Source organism: Chryseobacterium aahli, from assembly GCF_022699665.1.
Classification (GTDB): domain Bacteria; phylum Bacteroidota; class Bacteroidia; order Flavobacteriales; family Weeksellaceae; genus Chryseobacterium; species Chryseobacterium aahli.
Genome location: NZ_JALDNB010000001.1, coordinates 15,738 through 33,433 on the forward strand (window position 1 = coordinate 15,738; position 17,696 = coordinate 33,433).

The following is a 17,696-nucleotide window of genomic DNA, read 5'->3' on the forward strand; positions in this document are numbered from 1 at the left end:
CATATGCCTGTGAAGTTATTAAAACACCTTAATTAATCATTAAAAAATTAATAATAATGAAGAATCAATTAAGTAATATAGCCGTCCAATACCGCAAGTTCAGTAAAGGACAATATATAGATTACAGCCAATTCAACGAGTTCTTAGATTTTTTTGAAGATCAGGATCGTTTGTCTAGAGTAATGTTGCAGGGAGTAGGTATTGTGTGTGGTCTCAAATCAAAACTTATTTATGTAAATGATCAATTAAACAAAATACAGGTTTCTCAAGGGGTGGCTCTTACTACTGACGGAGATTTACTTACCCTAAATAATGCAGGTGAGATAAGTAAAGAGTTGTATGTAAGTGATTTAAAAACGATTAAGATAGAAAATAAAGAGTATACACATTTTAAAGTGTATGATAATTTCAAAATAAGATATCCTACATTTAATACTGGACCTACTAGTCAAATTGAGCTTTGGGAATTGGCAACAACAGAAGAAGTAAATCTTGATTTTCAATCTATTGACAGTCTTTCAAATTTAGAAGACAAATACTTGTTGCTGTATTTAGAAAGTGACGAAAAAGAAATTAAACCTTGTAGAGGGGTTGATTGTGATAATCATGGAATTCTACAAATTCGAAACTTGAAAGTATTGGTTACTACAGCTGCAGGAATTAATCATATTCTTGAAAGTGATCAGATTCAGCCCCACCCTCTGTTTACAGATGGTATGATGAGTACTGCAACCCAGGAACGAGTGATTGTAGAACGACTTATTTTAGAAAGAGGAGTAGAAAAACAGGTTTTCTCTTCTGATTTAAAAAAGATGTATCAGGATGTTTTAGAGAAAAATGGTTATGGTGATATTGTTTTTAAAAAAATCAATGAAATCGCTAAAGTAATAGGAGCTTCAACGGTTGATTATCAAAGCTTCAAAAATTCAATTGAAGAATGTTTTGCTCAAAAAGCAGGTTTTCAGTATGCTTACGATGTCGTTAAAGATTTGATGGATACCTATTCTGAAATCGTAAAATTACTTCCAAAAGCATTTACGAAATGCCTTCCCGATTTAATTTCTTTTCCTAAACATGTAATGCTTGGAAAATTAATATCAGACAAGCAATTAGATTCTACAAGACATCAGTTTTATAATTCGCCAGTTTTAGATGATGATAAAGCGACACAAAGAGTCAAAGTATTAATTGATCGTTTTAAGCAACAGGCACAAAACTTCAGGTATTCTGATAGTTTTGAAAATGAAGCACAAATTAAAATTACTCCATCTCAAAAACTAAGTCCTCTTAGCAATAAGGCAATTCCTTTTTATTATCAGGTGACAGATGAGTTTTTAAAAGCGTGGAATTTTGATAAAACAAACAACCGATCTTTTAGAGAAAATTTAGGATATGATGTCAGTTTGCTGTCATCAGAAATGCATATTCAAAATCCGTTAGATTTTAATATCGATAAAAATTCTTTTTATAATATTGAAGGTCATCAAGGGATGCTTTACCAAGAGGCTTTTGAGCAGATAAAAGAAATCAGAGATAAGTATCAATTAGGATTTGATATTATGGCTTTGTCTTTACATGAATTAGTAAATAACAAAGACCTGTCAAAAGCTTATTTCAATGAGTATTTAGAAAAAAATCCGGGAGTAGAACATAAACGTGGAGTAGAACGTAAAGGTACCTTTTTAATTGTTTATGAGATTATCGACGGAGAATCAATAGTTGTAGCTGATTTTTCAATTCCGTACACATGCTGTACTCCAAAAACTGATGTTAAATTGAGTTTACCAAGTACTATTATTTGTGCTGAAGCAGCACGCATACCGTTTACTGTAATTCCTGTGAATGGAGAGGTTGTTGCAAATGTAGGTCGAGGTGTGGAATTAGATGGTGGTCAGTATTTCTTTAATCCAAAATTGGTAGACCAAAGTTTACATGGTAAAGGAATTACCTTTACTGTAAATGGAAAATCGACAAACTGTAGTATCAAGGTTATTACGCAGCCGAATGTTGAGATTAAAGTAGTTTCTGTAGATCATCCAAGCGGTGGTTCAAACGAAACAGTAATCCACTTTAAAGTTTCCCAACAAAATGGACAAGATTTTACGAATTACAATTACAGTTGGGATTTTGGAGATTATGGTAATCAGTCTCCATTAAATCCGGATTCTAATGGGAATGTGAGTTGTAAGCTATACAACTTGAGTTCCAAGAATATTCCCACCATAAAAGTGAAGGTGAGTGGTGGTGGATGTACTCAGGATATCGCGATAAGAGATTGGTACAAAGTTCCAGTTCAATTAAGTTTGCCAAGGGCTGTTGTTTGTTCTAATTCATCTTCCATGCCTTTTGCAGTATCTCCTGTGGGAGGAGTTGTAAAAGCCAGTGTTGGTGGGGGTGTGGAAATAGATGGTGGTGGACAGTATCTTTTTAATCCGAAATTGGTAGACGTAAGTTTGCACGGTCAGGTAATTAATTTTACTGTAAACGATCAATCAACCAGCTGTAGTATTAAAGTTATTACGCAGCCGGATGTTGAGGTTAATGTGGTGTCTGTTGATTACCCAAGTGATGGTTCAAATGAAACAGTAATACACTTTAAAGTTTCCCAACAAAATGGACAGGATTTCACAAATTATAATTACAGCTGGGATTTTGGAGATTATGGTATTCAGTCTCCATTAAATCCGGATTCTAGTGGGAATGTGATTTGTAAACTATACAACGTGAGTTCCAAAAATATTCCGACGATAAAGGTGACTGTGAGTAACGGAGAATGTACTGAGGTTGTAACGATAAATAATTGGTACAATCCTCCTCGACCTTTTCTTGTAATAAAAGAAATCAGATTCTCAGATACAAATTGCTGCGAGACTGTTATGCCTGCTGTTGCAGTTCAGGCAACAGGACCTGCAGGTGTTGCGCTAAAGGATGTGAGTTTTAAATTAAACGGAGAAGCTCAGGGACCGCCATCACTTATCTATTCATGGGTAAAATTGAAAGGACCAATGGTAACGCTTAACGGAGCTAATACATCTATTCTTGATGTGAAAGATTTGGTAGATGACGAATATGAGTTCCAACTTACGGTTTTGGATGTTGACAGCGGAGCATTTGCTCAATCTAATATATTGGTCGTAAATGTATATCGTTAAGGCTAATTAAAGTTTGTGTGATACCTATTGTAATGGGATGATTTATAAAATAAACAATCATCCCTTATACATCAATTAATTAATAAATAACAAAAAATAATATAATGGAAGCAGCAAATTGTAAAGTTGTATGTAAGGTAGATTATGATTATACATCTTCGGAGCCGATTACATCTTCAACTGCGCACTATAAGATCAGAGATTCATCAGGTTCATATATTGAATATACCAAAAATCCTGCACCTCCGAATGGAAATGAGGTTACTCTTGAAGGTATTCAATCTGCGGATCAGTATGAGTTAACGTTAACATTAACAGTAAATGGAACTACTGATCAGGAAACAGTTAATTTTCAGGTAGACAAGTGTAATCTAACATCTTGTAAAACTCCGTCTATTGGAAATGTTTATTTAGGAGCTGATGATCAAATTATTATGGACTATACAGTAGACAGTAATAATTTTTATGCGGCAGAATATCAAATAGCAAAAGATGATAAATTTACTGATATTGTTCATTTTAGAGTCATCATGGGAAATAATTATAATCCCACTGAATATATTGAAATGAATGATGGAACTATTGGGCAGGGTACTGTTTATTATGTCAGAGCCAGAAAACATTGCTCTAAATCTGAAGTTTCAGGATGGTCGAATGTTTTTAAATTTACATCAGGAAAATGGAGTAATCAAAAAGTTTTAGATGTTAATTGTTTGGCTAATTATGATGATTTTGATAATGATATTTGCTTTGGGGTAAGAGATTACGTTTGGAAGACGAAAATAACTTTAAATACATCTTTACCAAGTAATGGAAGTTTAATTTATTTGACTAATGGCAAGATTGCAACAATAGACAATCTAAAAAATCTTGATCAAGGTGTTCCTGAAAGATTCAAAAATAATGGAATCAGATGGATAAGGTTCTCAAGTGTTACTCCGAATATGGTTTATGTTGTAAGACCGGAAACAGGTGAGATATTAGAAACTGTAAAAGATTTTGATTGTTCGCACTCATAAACATTACTTATAGGAAAAGACATCTAATAAAATCCTCAATTCTGAGGATTTTATTGAATAAATTTGTTCTTGTATTATCTTCTATTGTTTTTACGTCTCGTACTTATAATATTGAAAAGTTTTGCAACATCCTGCAGATGGATATCGAAATCATCGTAATATTCATTTAGAGAATGAAGGGTGATTATACCTTTCTCAACATCATGGTTCACGATTCGTTTTACCAAAATTCCTTTCTCTTTGTGAACGATTACAAAATCCCATTTGTCGTAATGCAGCTTGCTCATCCAGTAATCTTGTCTGATGTTTCTGCAGAGAATAATATCACCTTCCAAATAGCTTTCGTACGATCCGTTGTCCATGCTGTCTCCTTTTACTTCAAAGCACATGTATTCACCCCGATGCTCGATATCATCAGTAAAAGGAATTGTGGGTAAGCTTTCTATATATTCTTCATCTGCAAAATTATGCAGATAGCCGGCTTGTGCGTATTGATTAGCAAGCGGAACATTCATAATCTTTAAATCTGAGAAAACGACAGGAGATGCACTATCATTCAGTTTCTTTTCTTGTTCCTCCAATAAATTGGTTACGAAATAAGCGGTTGTTTCAGGTATTTTTCGTTCGCCTTTTTCCCAATATTGTACGGCTCTGGTTCCAACTCCTATAGATTGTGCTATATCAGCCTGCTTCATTTTTAGTTTCTTCCTGATTTCTTTGAATTCTAAATAGTTCATTTTGATATGTTTATAGTTATTTATAAAAATAAACGAAAAATAATCGCTTTTATATTTTTAAAAACGAACAATGTTCGTATATTTGCTTCGTTGTTGAGGACGAACGATACAAATATACAAAAATATATTAATGATTTAATTTTATTTTAGTATATGAATAATTTGTAAAATTAATTAAGTATTTAAAATCAGTTAGTTATATGGTATTTTTGTAAATAATGTGTCTTGTGATTAGATTTTATTTTTTTGTTTTATCTGGCGCTAATTAAAATAAAAAGATTCTATATTATTTTAAAAAAATGCAAAAATTACGGTTTTATATTTGTTAAAAATGTTTTATGTTCTCTTTTTTTTGTTTTTGTGAATGAAAAAAATGCGTATTTTTTTTGATTTGATTCAAAGTGAAGCAATAATTTAGCTCTTTTGTTCTTTTAAAATAAAAGGCAAGTTAAAAAATTAAAATACTACTGCTGTTTAGTCTATAAAATATCGATTAATTATAACTAACCGGAAGACTATTAATACGTTCAAAGGGCAAGCAAGGTTTGTAAAATGAACTTAATTATTTAAAAAAACACTTTAAGGTAAAATAAAAATAGAATGTTGTGCTCTTTTACAAACAAATTACCAGCAAGTAAATGTGATTGTTTAATTGTTTATAAAACATCGATTCATTATAAGCGTTAATAGAATCATTTACTAAAAGTAAAATTTAGAATAAAGAAACTGGGGTATTGTTTCTGTTAGAAAATACCAGGTATCGACTTCTAAAAAACAAAATTCAATAAATGTAATTAGACATCTGTTTAAAGGCTTAAAATAAGTCTTTAAGGATTCTTGTTGACTTAATTGAACGGTCAAAACTTCAAAAGACAGGGCAACCTGTCCGATTAGAAAATAAACTTTAACAATAAAAAATTATAAACACCAAAACATGAAACGTAGCAAAGAATTAGTAGAAAAAAGAAAAGATTTTGTCATTGAATATGTAAAACGTAATCAAAATAAGCAGATGAAAGTAATAGTAACAGAGTTGACAGAAATGTTGTTTTTGTCTGAAAGAACAATATATAATATTATTCTTCAAGAGTAATGCTTTACTAAACTGTTCAGTTTGTTAGAAAAATCTATTTAAAGTGATAAAACCAATTATCCATTAAAATTAAGAAGCCATGAAAAAAAAGAGAAGACAAAAAATAAAGAAAAACAGAGAAAAACGGCAAATGCCTGTTAAAGATATCAGTGATCTTATCGATGAATTAGCCTATGTAGACGAAAATGAAAATATTCTGAAAAGCAAACGGTTTTTGGATGATATGTATATGCTGGATATGGAATAATTAAGTAGCTGAAAATTGCACAAAAACCAAAATTTTTAACTAGTAATATATATGAAAAATGAATTTAGATAGTATAAAAGCGCTTTTAATCGGAACTGCAATAGCATTTTCAGGAGGATTATTAAGGGTGTTGGTCTCTATACAAAATAGAGAGAAAAAGCAGCCGTGGGAGCATTTTATCACATTGGCAATAGTGGTGATTGTCGGTCTTACCATGAGTTATTTAATGAATAAAGCTGAATTACATGACAAATGGTACTCTACAGGAGTACTGTTTGTATTGGGCTACGGATATGATAAATTTTTGAAAATGATCACTAATAATCTTCCAAATTGGATTGATACAGCGGTAAGCGTTTTTATTGAAAATCGATATGGAGTAAAGACAGAAAGATATTTTGAAGCGGAAAAAGAAAAAAAAGATGATGTGATTGAATAAAAATGAGGAGTGAAAAACTCTTTACTGAATCTACAGAATTCGTCACTTAGAAAACAAATGATCCTGCCTAAAAAGGATGAATTTTGAAAATGAAAACCTGAAAACTCAAAAAACAAGAAAGAAAAACTACAAGTGGTTCAGCATTACCTGTTTCTTATCTCCAAGTTGAATACCCACTTCTAATTCCTCAATTTCTTTAAAAAAAATCTGCCGTTCCCGGTTTGATTTTTCACTTCAGCAGGTAGGTATAAAGCACAACAGTCGATGTTGTGCTTTATATACCTTTTAAAATAATATGTAATTAAAAACATCAAGTCAATGAAAGCAGCAAAACCTGTAGAAAAAGACAATAAAAGCCATCAGAACCAAAGCAAAAAGCAAAAGGCTAAAAAGCCGATGGTTGTACCTCTGCCAATGGTAGAAGCTACTAATATACAAAAACAAAAACCTGAAGAATCAGTTGTTAACGCCGGATTCGCAAATACGAATGTGAATAGGATGAGCCTGAACGGTACTATACCGCCAGTTCATGGTTCGCAAAACGTATACGATCAAGGATCAGAAATAACATATGAAAAACTTCAGGAAAGTTTGGCACAAACCGGCGATATCAATCATCCCGATACCAAAGAAATTGAAAAAGATTATATGTCGACCTTGAATATTGATCAGGCACGCGATTATAACGATCTTAAATCGGGAACTTATCTGCCAAAGACGACGCAAGAACAAGCGGCAGCTCATCAGGAAGATAAAAATAGTAAGGCAGTAATCCCGAAAGAAAAATCTAATGATAAAGGCAATGCCAATGTTTCCTTAGCTGGTTTGTCAGCTACTCCGGCTACACAATTGGTTAGTAATTTTAATGCGGTTCAAAATAATAGTACAGCGTTTCTGAACAGCCAGACCGAGAAAGCAACCGGTAAGCTTCCGAAAGTGAATGCAAAAATAGGCAGTGCTTTTTCCGGATCGAAACCAAAAGGTAAATCAAATGGGGATAAAACGGTAGCCAAATCAAGCAAGAAAACGGTTAAATCTGTCGGTCAAAAACAGAAGCCAAAAGAAATTTCTTTCCCGCAAAACGAACCGCTGAAAAAAGTAAACTATTCTTTCAATACAGCAGGAAATAAAAATGGAGGACTTGAAAAACAAGCTAAACTGCAGTTTAATAAAGTTCAGCTTAGTACTTCTGCAATCCCAACAACAATGCAGCAAAATGCACACGTGGATATTTCCGGAGAAGCTGATACAGAACACTTGGCAATTGAACAGCATGATGTTGCACAAGACATGAGCATCAAAAAAAATCAGGCAGCAAAAGAAATTCATAAAGATTATGGCGAAAACAGCATCATCAAAAAACCAAATGATGAAGTGCTTAAACCTTCTCGCAAAATAAATTCCAAGGCAGTTAAAAAACAACCTATTGATGTCTTAAAACTAGAAGGTATTGATGAAGCTAATATCAATGCCCAGTTTGAACCAATCATTCAGTCAAAAATAGGTGCGGAAAATGAAAAATATCAGGCAGCAGAATTAGAGCATGATCAAAAAGTGCTGGAGCATGAAAAATCTGCCGAAACTCAAATAGGAGCTGAGAAAGATAAATCGCATCAAAGTCAGCTGAAATCTGTAAAAGACGCTCAAGCAGATGTTCATAATTCAAGAGTAGAATGGCAAGGTGCGCTTAATAAAACAGAATCCGATTTTGCGAAAAAATCTAGTAATCAGGCTAAAACTACTCTTGGAAATATAAAAACAGAAAAATCCAGAGGCGAAACCCAGGCACAAAAGCATATTACTAAAGCTAATGAAGATGCATTAAAAGAAAAAAATGCTGCTAATAAACAGGCTATCGATAAGAAATCGGAGATGGATAAAAAAAGCGGAGGTTTCTTTGGTTGGGTGGCTGACAAAGTTTCACAATTTATTGATGCCCTTAAAGACGCTTTAAATGTCATTTTCACAGCACTCAGAAAAGCAGTGAAAGCTATTTTTGATGCTGCTAAAAAATTGGTTTTAGAAGCATTAGAAGCTGCAAGAAAATTAATTGTAGGCTTTATCAAAGGATTTGCTTCGTTGTTAAAAGGTTTCTTAGACTTTGCTTTAGCTGCGTTCCCTGGTATCAGAGACCGATTAAAAGCCAAAATAGATAAATACGTAGCTGCTGCCGAAAAATTTGTAAACCAAACATTTGAAGTCTTTAAAAAAGCAGTTGTTGCGATTATTGATTTCTTGGCAGAAACGGTAGATAAGTTATTAGGTGTAATCCAGTCTGTTTATGAAGGAATTTTAACCGTTGTTGGAATGATTGTAAGTGGTGATATAATAGAACTTCTTAGAAAACTAGGAAACATCAAAGACGCTTTATTCGCAATTACATTTGACACCATAAAACAAGGTGGAATGGAAGAATTATTAGGTGTAAATCTTGATGAATCATTATCACCTGAAGAGTTGATGGCAGCAATGCAAATGGGACTATTATCGGGTGGTAACGAACAAGATTCTGATGATGGAATGCCAAAAGCACCATGGACAAATGCGAATGTTGGAGTTGATGTGGTAAGTTTTGAAGAGTTATCACCAGAAATGCAGGCTGAATTAAGAAGAATGCAAAAAGCAGGACAAACTGAAGCTACTCTTGGTGAAAGAAATGATCCTTCCAGAACCATGTCTTCTGTAATGGAAGAAGCCAAAACACCACAAAGCGCACCTGAAACATCGGGACAAAAATTTAATGACGGATTAACCCCGATGAAACGTGCCGAAATAAAGTGGGAAATGATGAAAACAGGTATCAAGCAATGGTGGGACGACAACTGGCTTAAAGTTGTGGGTGGTATCATTGCGGGATTGGTTATATTTATCGCAGCTGAGGTAGTTACTGGAGGAGCAATAACAGCGGCATTGCCTGTAATTATGCCAATATTGGCAGATGTATTTATAGGTGTAGCAATAGCACAAATAGCCCCTTACTTTGTAGACGGATTAGCCAAATCTTGGGATGGAGATATTAAAGGTGGTACCAAAGCTTTCAGCAGAGGATTGGGCGCATCATTAATAGAACTGGCAATGTATCTTGGCTTTAAATTAGTAGAAGTAGCCGCCAAAGCAATAACGAATTTGGTAAAAGCAGGTTTAAAACTTGCCAAATCGAGTGCTAAAGCGGTAATGAATTATGCCAAATTCATCATCAAAGAAGGAAAAGTTTTGTTTAAAGGAATTGCCGGAAAAAATCTTGGAAAATTAAGCAAAACTTTACGTAAATTGGGCGACGATATTTTGGAGCGAATGCGAATTAAAAAAGTATTGCTCAAAATACAAGGCAAGCGATGGGAGATTCTGGCTGAGATAAACCCTCTGTTTGTGATTATGTCTGGTCCGATGCCTGATGAAGATGTAATGAGTATTATTAAAAAAGACAAAGCAGATGTTCCTAAAGGATTAAAAAAAGGAGACATATATTTTGATGAACAGGGTAGAGAATTGATGAAAATTTCTAGATTAGATAAATTTACCAAAACACCTGATTATCGTGAAATATTTGCATTAGCTAACAGAGCAGATATTTCCAATGATGTTATTCATCATCTTATTGAAAAAGGTTCTGATTTTGCGTATCTTTTTGAAAAAGAATTGATTAATGCTCCAAAAAGTTTAAGAGCAATACCAAAAGGAAATATTAATGAGATTCTGCATTTGTCGGATATACGAGTCGCTTGGGACGATATGTATAAGTTATGTAATCAACTTTTAAAAGAAGGAGGTACTACATCTGATGTAAGAAGTTTAATAAAACAATTTGCTGGCAAAACGGATGATTTTATTTCAAAATCTTTAAGTAAGATTGCTCAACAAGAAAAATTATTGGGTCCATTATCTAAAGAACAAATAAGCAACATAACAAATGAATTTAAGTATCTATTAAAATAAAATTTATGATTAAAGAAAATATTTATACTTTGAACAATAGATGTATTTTAGGTAGTTTAGGGTCTAAAACTTTTAGAGTTCAACAACCTAAATGTCCAAAATGTAACAGAACATTATCCGAAGAAATAGATTTTTCTGAAATAGAATATGTTTTTGATCAATATGATGGACAAGATATGTTTAGTTCAGAAAATGCTATTATAGTAACAATTGATCTTTACAACGAATTACTGAAAAATAATATAAAAGGAATTGTTCCGATTAAAGTATTAAATTCAGTTTCCAAATCATTTGGTAAAAAGAAATTAGGGCTACCAGTATTTGTTCATTTGGCATTCATTCCTTCGAATGTTGAAAACATACCCATAGCATATGACCTTCAAGATAGATGCACTGAATGTGATTTGTACATTATGAAATTTGATATTAATAGGTATAAACTTAATTTCAGACAAGATGAAGAGAATCAATTAAACTTGAAAGTAGTTTTTAATTCTTGGAATGGAAATGATATTTTTAATTTCAGATATCACGGTGAAATAGGAGTAACCCAAAAGTTCCTTGACGTTATCAAAGATTTCAATTGCCCAGAAAATATTGTTATTCCTGCCGAATGGATATAACTAAAAAATTATTATAATTTCTATCAAAAACTGCAAGCTTAAAACTTGCAGTTTTTTTATGCGGTATTACTAAGAATCAATTTACAAGAAATTGATCATGGAAATTTAAGCAAAACTTTACGTAAATTGGGCGACGATATTTTGGAGCAAATGCGAATTAAAAAAGTATTGCTCAAAATACAAGGCAAACGATGGGAAGTTTAGCTGAAATAAACCCTTTGTTTGTGATTATGTCTGGACCTATCCCCCGCTGCGCAAAGTCTCCTGACTTTGAGCAATATCAGCCTAAACAATTTTTCTTAAATTTATCCCATTTCTGAAAGCTTCCCGACTTTGAGCAAAAAAAACAATACTAAATGAAAGAAGGCTATACTATAAAAGATCAAGAAAAACCGCATTTTATTACTTGTACAGTGGTAGATTGGATAGATATTTTCACAAGAAAAGTTTATAAAGATATCGTAATTTCCTCTTTAGATTATTGTATAAAAGAAAAAGGAATGATATTGTATGGCTACGTAATCATGAGCAATCACATTCATTTAATAGTGCAGTCGAAAGAAGGTAAATTATCAGATCTGATAAGAGATTTTAAAAAATTTACGAGCAAAAATATTTTAGATGCTGTACAAACAGAACCTGAAAGCAGAAGAGAATGGATGCTTGATTTATTTAAAAAAGCTACAGAAACCCATAGTAGAAATAAGAACTATCAGTTTTGGCAATATGGAAATCATGCAGAAGAAATATACACCTTACATTTTATGTGGGATAAACTGAACTATATACATCTAAATCCAATAAGAGCAGGTATTGTGGAAAAAGCCCAACATTACATATATTCCTCAGCAAGCAATTATGCAAATGGCAAAGGATTATTAAAAGTTGAATTGGCTGATAATCCCATAATTGATGTAACAAAAAAGAATGAGTTTTGGAAATATAATAACTATGATGAATAGTTTGCACAAAGTCGGGAGACTTTGCGCAGCGGGAAGAAATTGATTTTGCAATATTTGAAATAAAAGAATCAGACTTATTATTTGGAACAAAATAAAAAAAATGAAAGAAATAAAAGAATTTATCGAAAATTATATTGAAGCAGAATTTAAGGCAAATAAAGGCAAATATGATATTCAAATTTCCGATTTACAGTACAATGAATTGGAAAGAGATGCTTACTCATTTTATCATTCAATAAACCCTAATTCTTTTGGAAGAGGAGGTAGCATCAATAATATTATTGGAGATGAAACTTGGATTAATAGATATAAGAAAAAATATGAAAAAATAATTCCAAGAACCTTATTTCAAATTAAGCAATACAAAAGCTCAAAAATAGGAGAAGGATTAGAAAGATGGTTAGTTAGTGATGAGCTTTTTGCTTGTTATACAAGTTATACAGAAAATACTGATTCACCTCTAGATTATTCAACAGTATTTTATGTAGCACAGACAAATGAAGGTTTAAAAATTGTCTACAAAATACGATATGAAAGTGATGTACCAGAATGGCGTCACTCACACGATTTAAAAATAAATCAGGTGAAAAATCCAGGACAGCTCGTCGCTGTTGAAAAATATCATGCTCCAGACGAAGCTAATAGTTTAGCTGATTATAATGCAGAATAAGACAATTAATAATTAAAATTAAAGCGGAACTTCATTCAGAAGTTTCATTTTAGAGAGGCTCTCGAAAATATAATGTTTTTTTATTACTATAAACAATGTTTGTTGTGCATTTTTTGTACTTTGGAAGCGAAATTTCTGTAAAGAAGTTTCGCTTTTTTATTTCAATAAAAACTTGCTATATTGCTATTTAAATTTTAAACCATGAAAAAAACACTATTCATTTGTTCAATCCTTTTTAATCTTTCCATTGTAAGTGCACAAACTATTGAATCCGGAAGCCGCAACACGGCGGGGTATATCAAAAATGATGGTACTATAGAAAACAAAAGCCATTCTACAGTAGGTTACATCAAAAGCGACGGTACAATTGAAAACAAAAGTCACAGCACTATTGGGAGAATCAGAAGTGATGGAACAATAGAAAATAAAAGTGGTTCTACTGTCGGTTATGTAAAAAAAGATGGAACGGTAGAAAACGGTAGTCATTCAACAATTGGCTATGTTAAAGATAATGGAACGGTAGAAAACAGCAGTCACAGTACGGTTGGTTATGCTAGTGGAATTAAAAAAGAATGGGCAGCGGTGGTTTTCTTTTTCTTTAAATTAGATTAAAAAAATATTGTCCCATTGAGGATATCAATTAAAAAGTTAAGGCTTGGATTTTATAATCTGAGCCTTTTTCTTTTTTCATTCTTCCAAGATCTGACAGCGTAAGAATATTGGAGTTTCCTCTTTTCTCACATCATTCAATTCTAAAAAATAATTCTTATTGCAACTACAGAATAGAGAGGTCAAAAAACTTTTAAAAGAAGAAAAAAAGGATGAATTTTGGACTTTGAAATCAAGTAACCAATCATCCGATTCTGGAAAAGTAAGACTTACAACAACTACAGGATAGAGGGGGGCAAAAAACTTTTATAAGAATAAAAAAGAGTGAATTTTGAGCTTCAAAATATAAAAATAATTGAATCCAAAAAGCAATTATGCTCATAACATAAATAAATAACATTAAATATTATGGAAAAGATAACCACAAGAGAAAAGTTAAAAACCTATTTTCAGTCTGGAGATTACCCTACACAAAGCGAATTTGTGGAATTGATAGACTCTTTAAAACACAAAGAAGATGCCCCTACTGATAAAGAATTGATAATCATTGCCAATTATTTGGAAACTATAGATAATGCATATATTCAATATTATATAGATGAAGATTTGAAATTTCCAATAGTTATAAGTCAGCAGGATGAAGAAGAATCTGTGATTGTATTGACTAATACTCATGGTAATGAGATAAAACATTACCTATTTGGAAATCCACCTTATACAATTAAAGCAAAAGCATTCCCAACGGAAGGATTAGGAATAAATGAGTACTATTTTATGTACTGGCAGATAGATCAAAATTATCAGATGCAAAGGCTATTCGGAAATAACCTGCCTACAATCCCTGATGGGTTTGAATTTGGTATTCAGGAAGGGAAAAGGTTTTACTTGCATGTGATCAAGCAAAGTTTTGGATCACAAATAAGCATCGTTAACACAAAAATCAGATTTATAAATAATACTGATGTACCTATCCAATATAGGGCATTTAGTGGCAACTGGGGTGATGTATACAGAACTGAAGACACCGTTACCAATCATTATAATTTATGGGATTATTTGTTCTTCTATTATAATGCAGACCTTCGTGAAATGGATCAGTCCATAGAATGTAAGGTTTATGATGCAGATAATGACCAGTTGATAATGACAGATTATCTATATGCCGGACAAAATAATCAAAATACTTCGGGTGGAAATATGGTAAGTGCTATCAGAAATATAAGAATCGAATGTAATTATTCTGCAGATGAAAAATAATCAAACTGAAAATATTTGAACAAGAAAATCTGAAGAAGTAGACGGATGTCTTTTCAATCATTATTCAGTAGCTATTGGGATTACTGAAAATCCTATCATTGGATTATATATTGAAAAATAAGAGTTACTGCAACTACAGGATAGGAAGGGCAAAAAATTTTTATAAGAACAAAAAAATGATGAATTTTGAACTCTCAATTATAAATAGCAATTGCATCCAAAAGCAATTCAACTAGATACTTATTACTAAAAAATATAACCTCAATCGAGTAGGATGCCCCTTAGAGGGCTGCCTTTTACTCTTGAAATATTGGGATTTTCTGATGTGTGAGCATTATAATCTAATCCAAGAACAAGAATAGGCTGGAACTATTATTTTTTCTTTCAAGAGCAGACAGCAATTCCGTGAAAGCGGTAGATTGATTCTTTAAAAAGCAAGTAATCCGGTAAGAAAGAGACTTTGTAAAATAACTGTTTCGGTAGTTTCGTAAGACTTTCCAATGTGAGCAACCTTTTGATTAGGTTTATTTTTCAGTAACAAACTAATAAAATTTTCAAAGATTTTAAAACATTAAAAATGTTTAATTGCTGCATTTGGAGAAAACAGAAAACCAAAATTTATTAATTAAGATAAATAAGGCTGAATTGTGAAATTGAATAATTAAATATTTGGTTATTAGTGTTTTATGTATTGCTGCAACTACAGGATAGAGAGGCCGAAAAACTTTCAAAGGAACAAAAAAAAGATGAATTTTGAACTTTAAATCTATCAATACTCATTGTATTTTGAAAGCAATTATACTAAGAACATAAGCAATAAAAAACATCAAAAACATTATGGAAGAAAATAAATTTACCCAAAGAGAGGAACTGAAAACCTATTTTGAAACAGGTAAATATCCCACACAAAGTCAATTTGGACGGTTTATAGATAATTATGTGCATTTAAATGAATTTAATTTCGGATTGGATGTAAAAGCAACGGGAGTTCAGAATAAATATTATCATTTTTACGTAGCCGAGGATCTTGGAGCAGCAGGTAAAGGGCATCTAAATATTGAAGGTAAAGAAGAAAATTCACCACAGGAAATAGAAAAATATAGACATGTTTTAAGCAGAAATGTAGGTTATAAATGTTTAAATGTAAAACTGTCAAACGATTTAGATGTAGAAGAATATCGACCTAAGATCATTATAAAACGCTACAAACAAAAGAAAAAGCTTAGAAGCGGTTATGTAAAAAAAGCTGGTTTTTATCAGGAACTTCCATCAGATGCAGAATTCTGGGGCAGACAGTCAGAATATCCAGTAATGGCTAATGAAATGGTTTTAGACATTAATCCCATCAACTATTTCAGGCCTAGTACAGATTATAAGGAGTTTTATCCATCGGGAACATTTAACAGACCTGGTTCATTTAAATATTCTGCACATCATAGAAAACCATTTTCATTGATTCAGATGTTTTTAGAAATTGAGGTTAATGGAACAAAACTGAGATCACAGCCGGTTAATATAAAAATTATTTTGGGATCGCGAGACGAGAATGATTTAATAAATTATATTATTAATTAGAAATATTATCTCATTTACTTTTATAATAAAGAGATTTTCTTGCAATATTCTTAATTATTTCCAGATCAATATCATAAATCCGAATATAGGTTTTCAACCTATCTCAACTGATTACCAAATCATCAATTCATACAATCAAACTTTCAATAACATGACAGATTTAAAAACAATATTAAGTTGGTTTCAAACCGGCGACATGCCAACACAGGAAGAATTTCAAGAAACATTTTCTTCTTTTAGGCACAATAACACAAAAATTCCGATCGCAGAAGTTGACGGACTTCAATCATCATTAAATAATAAAGTTAATGTTGGTGATATTATCGGAGGTGGTGGAAATTTCATCCCATTAACAGGAACAGAAACAGGACAACCAATTACAGGAAATCTAAAAGTAGATACAACCATATCAGAATCAGAGATTAATATATATAATGGTGACTTTAACACTACTGGTTCAGGTTTGAATTTTCAACAAAATGGAGTATTTAGACTATTTAATAGAGACTCAACTAATAATTTAGAATCAAATATATATTTAGACCCTAATTATATAAGAACTATGAATACAAGTGGTTCTAAGCAAGGTAGGGTTGATGTTTCATCAAATTTTATAAGTTTACATTTAGATAATATAGCAGAAGAAACTTTCATAGATGTAAACCTTACTCAAACTCGTGGGCTATATTCAGACCAAGATTTAACTCCATTATATGTAGACAAATCTTTTGTACAAAAAGCGTATGTTGATAAACAAATCCAATCTACAAGAAAATCATTAACTAATCCTGCAGTTTTATCAGGGGAGGTCTTTTATGAAACGATAGGAAACAAAGCTTTTGTACATTTTGAATTACCTTCACTTCCCATAGCTTCAGATGAAACTCTACACTTTGAAGGCGTAGATGGAATTACATTTAAACTTACTCAAAGAGTAATTGAAATTTTTGGAGCTACAAAATTACTTATAAGTAGTAATAATGGAGGTGGAATAGATATATACAACCCAGGTGATTCAAATACTTTTTCAATATTTGACACGTTGGTTTATTTTATAGACCCACCATCACCAGTTTAATTAAAATATAAATAACAACATAAGTCTCAGTTAAAATATACTGAGACTTTTAATAAAAATAAAAATATGAAAACATTTTTGAGACTACGAAAAGTCAATATAAAAACAATTTAGAATAAATAAAGGTGATTGCAATAGAATCAAACAAAAATCTAAACTTTTTCCCAAGTTATAACTGAAAAGTAACAATGAGAATCGATATGATTATCAATAGAGCAGAAGCTGAAAGTTCAGGGGAAACCAATCACAAGATTCAAGCTTATGACCTATGCTGAACTTGATATTTTGGCTGAAGCTTT

Annotated in this window: 14 protein-coding genes; 13 read left to right on the forward strand and 1 reads right to left on the reverse strand. The window is 32.0% G+C overall.

Annotation, left to right across the window (positions count from 1 at the left end):
* Window positions 1–56: 56 nt before the first annotated feature.
* Window positions 57–3,152, forward strand: coding sequence for a PKD domain-containing protein (locus MQX03_RS00070; RefSeq protein WP_242800388.1), 3,096 nt, complete (start codon window positions 57–59; stop codon window positions 3,150–3,152).
* A 104-nt stretch (window positions 3,153–3,256) separates the two neighbouring features.
* A complete protein-coding gene (locus tag MQX03_RS00075; protein ID WP_242800390.1) occupies window positions 3,257–4,171 on the forward strand; it encodes a hypothetical protein in 915 nt (304 codons plus the stop codon).
* Window positions 4,172–4,245: 74 nt separating this feature from the next.
* On the opposite strand, the gene MQX03_RS00080 is transcribed toward MQX03_RS00075, so the two are convergent.
* A complete protein-coding gene (locus tag MQX03_RS00080) occupies window positions 4,246–4,908 on the reverse strand; it encodes a S24 family peptidase (protein WP_242800392.1) in 663 nt (220 codons plus the stop codon).
* 934 nt (window positions 4,909–5,842) lie between these two features.
* On the opposite strand from MQX03_RS00080, the gene MQX03_RS00085 reads away from it, so the two are divergent.
* From MQX03_RS00085 to MQX03_RS00135, 11 genes are all read left to right on the forward strand, one after another.
* Window positions 5,843–6,001 carry a hypothetical protein gene (locus MQX03_RS00085; RefSeq protein WP_242800394.1) on the forward strand — a complete coding sequence of 53 codons (159 nt, stop codon included), beginning with the start codon at window positions 5,843–5,845 and terminating at the stop codon, window positions 5,999–6,001.
* A gap of 79 nt (window positions 6,002–6,080) precedes the next feature.
* Window positions 6,081–6,248, forward strand: a complete 168-nt coding sequence (locus tag MQX03_RS00090; RefSeq protein WP_242800396.1) for a hypothetical protein — start codon at window positions 6,081–6,083, stop codon at window positions 6,246–6,248.
* 58 nt (window positions 6,249–6,306) lie between these two features.
* Window positions 6,307–6,687 carry a hypothetical protein gene (locus MQX03_RS00095; RefSeq protein WP_242800398.1) on the forward strand — a complete coding sequence of 127 codons (381 nt, stop codon included), beginning with the start codon at window positions 6,307–6,309 and terminating at the stop codon, window positions 6,685–6,687.
* 318 nt (window positions 6,688–7,005) lie between these two features.
* Window positions 7,006–10,623, forward strand: coding sequence for a hypothetical protein (locus tag MQX03_RS00100; protein WP_242800400.1), 3,618 nt, complete (start codon window positions 7,006–7,008; stop codon window positions 10,621–10,623).
* 5 nt (window positions 10,624–10,628) lie between these two features.
* On the forward strand, window positions 10,629–11,246 hold the full coding sequence (locus tag MQX03_RS00105; protein ID WP_242800401.1) for a hypothetical protein: 618 nt from the start codon (window positions 10,629–10,631) through the stop codon (window positions 11,244–11,246).
* A gap of 356 nt (window positions 11,247–11,602) precedes the next feature.
* Window positions 11,603–12,208 (forward strand): REP-associated tyrosine transposase, encoded by a 606-nt coding sequence (locus MQX03_RS00110; RefSeq protein ID WP_242800403.1) that lies wholly within the window; start codon window positions 11,603–11,605, stop codon window positions 12,206–12,208.
* A 100-nt stretch (window positions 12,209–12,308) separates the two neighbouring features.
* Window positions 12,309–12,878 carry a hypothetical protein gene (locus MQX03_RS00115; protein WP_242800405.1) on the forward strand — a complete coding sequence of 190 codons (570 nt, stop codon included), beginning with the start codon at window positions 12,309–12,311 and terminating at the stop codon, window positions 12,876–12,878.
* A 201-nt stretch (window positions 12,879–13,079) separates the two neighbouring features.
* Window positions 13,080–13,490 (forward strand): 5-fold beta-flower protein, encoded by a 411-nt coding sequence (locus MQX03_RS00120; RefSeq protein ID WP_242800407.1) that lies wholly within the window; start codon window positions 13,080–13,082, stop codon window positions 13,488–13,490.
* A 405-nt stretch (window positions 13,491–13,895) separates the two neighbouring features.
* Window positions 13,896–14,744: a hypothetical protein gene (locus MQX03_RS00125; protein ID WP_242800409.1), complete on the forward strand. Its 849-nt coding sequence runs from the start codon at window positions 13,896–13,898 to the stop codon at window positions 14,742–14,744.
* An 837-nt stretch (window positions 14,745–15,581) separates the two neighbouring features.
* Window positions 15,582–16,319 (forward strand): hypothetical protein, encoded by a 738-nt coding sequence (locus tag MQX03_RS00130; RefSeq protein WP_242800411.1) that lies wholly within the window; start codon window positions 15,582–15,584, stop codon window positions 16,317–16,319.
* Window positions 16,320–16,470: 151 nt separating this feature from the next.
* Window positions 16,471–17,397 carry a hypothetical protein gene (locus tag MQX03_RS00135; protein ID WP_242800413.1) on the forward strand — a complete coding sequence of 309 codons (927 nt, stop codon included), beginning with the start codon at window positions 16,471–16,473 and terminating at the stop codon, window positions 17,395–17,397.
* Window positions 17,398–17,696 lie beyond the last annotated feature (299 nt).

Coding starts and splice junctions, on each gene's coding strand:
- MQX03_RS00070 (WP_242800388.1), top strand. CDS start 57: ATGAAGAATCAATTAAGTAATATAGCCGTCCAATACCGCAAGTTCAGT.
- MQX03_RS00075 (WP_242800390.1), top strand. CDS start 3,257: ATGGAAGCAGCAAATTGTAAAGTTGTATGTAAGGTAGATTATGATTAT.
- MQX03_RS00080 (WP_242800392.1), bottom strand. CDS start 4,908: ATGAACTATTTAGAATTCAAAGAAATCAGGAAGAAACTAAAAATGAAG.
- MQX03_RS00085 (WP_242800394.1), top strand. CDS start 5,843: ATGAAACGTAGCAAAGAATTAGTAGAAAAAAGAAAAGATTTTGTCATT.
- MQX03_RS00090 (WP_242800396.1), top strand. CDS start 6,081: ATGAAAAAAAAGAGAAGACAAAAAATAAAGAAAAACAGAGAAAAACGG.
- MQX03_RS00095 (WP_242800398.1), top strand. CDS start 6,307: ATGAATTTAGATAGTATAAAAGCGCTTTTAATCGGAACTGCAATAGCA.
- MQX03_RS00100 (WP_242800400.1), top strand. CDS start 7,006: ATGAAAGCAGCAAAACCTGTAGAAAAAGACAATAAAAGCCATCAGAAC.
- MQX03_RS00105 (WP_242800401.1), top strand. CDS start 10,629: ATGATTAAAGAAAATATTTATACTTTGAACAATAGATGTATTTTAGGT.
- MQX03_RS00110 (WP_242800403.1), top strand. CDS start 11,603: ATGAAAGAAGGCTATACTATAAAAGATCAAGAAAAACCGCATTTTATT.
- MQX03_RS00115 (WP_242800405.1), top strand. CDS start 12,309: ATGAAAGAAATAAAAGAATTTATCGAAAATTATATTGAAGCAGAATTT.
- MQX03_RS00120 (WP_242800407.1), top strand. CDS start 13,080: ATGAAAAAAACACTATTCATTTGTTCAATCCTTTTTAATCTTTCCATT.
- MQX03_RS00125 (WP_242800409.1), top strand. CDS start 13,896: ATGGAAAAGATAACCACAAGAGAAAAGTTAAAAACCTATTTTCAGTCT.
- MQX03_RS00130 (WP_242800411.1), top strand. CDS start 15,582: ATGGAAGAAAATAAATTTACCCAAAGAGAGGAACTGAAAACCTATTTT.
- MQX03_RS00135 (WP_242800413.1), top strand. CDS start 16,471: ATGACAGATTTAAAAACAATATTAAGTTGGTTTCAAACCGGCGACATG.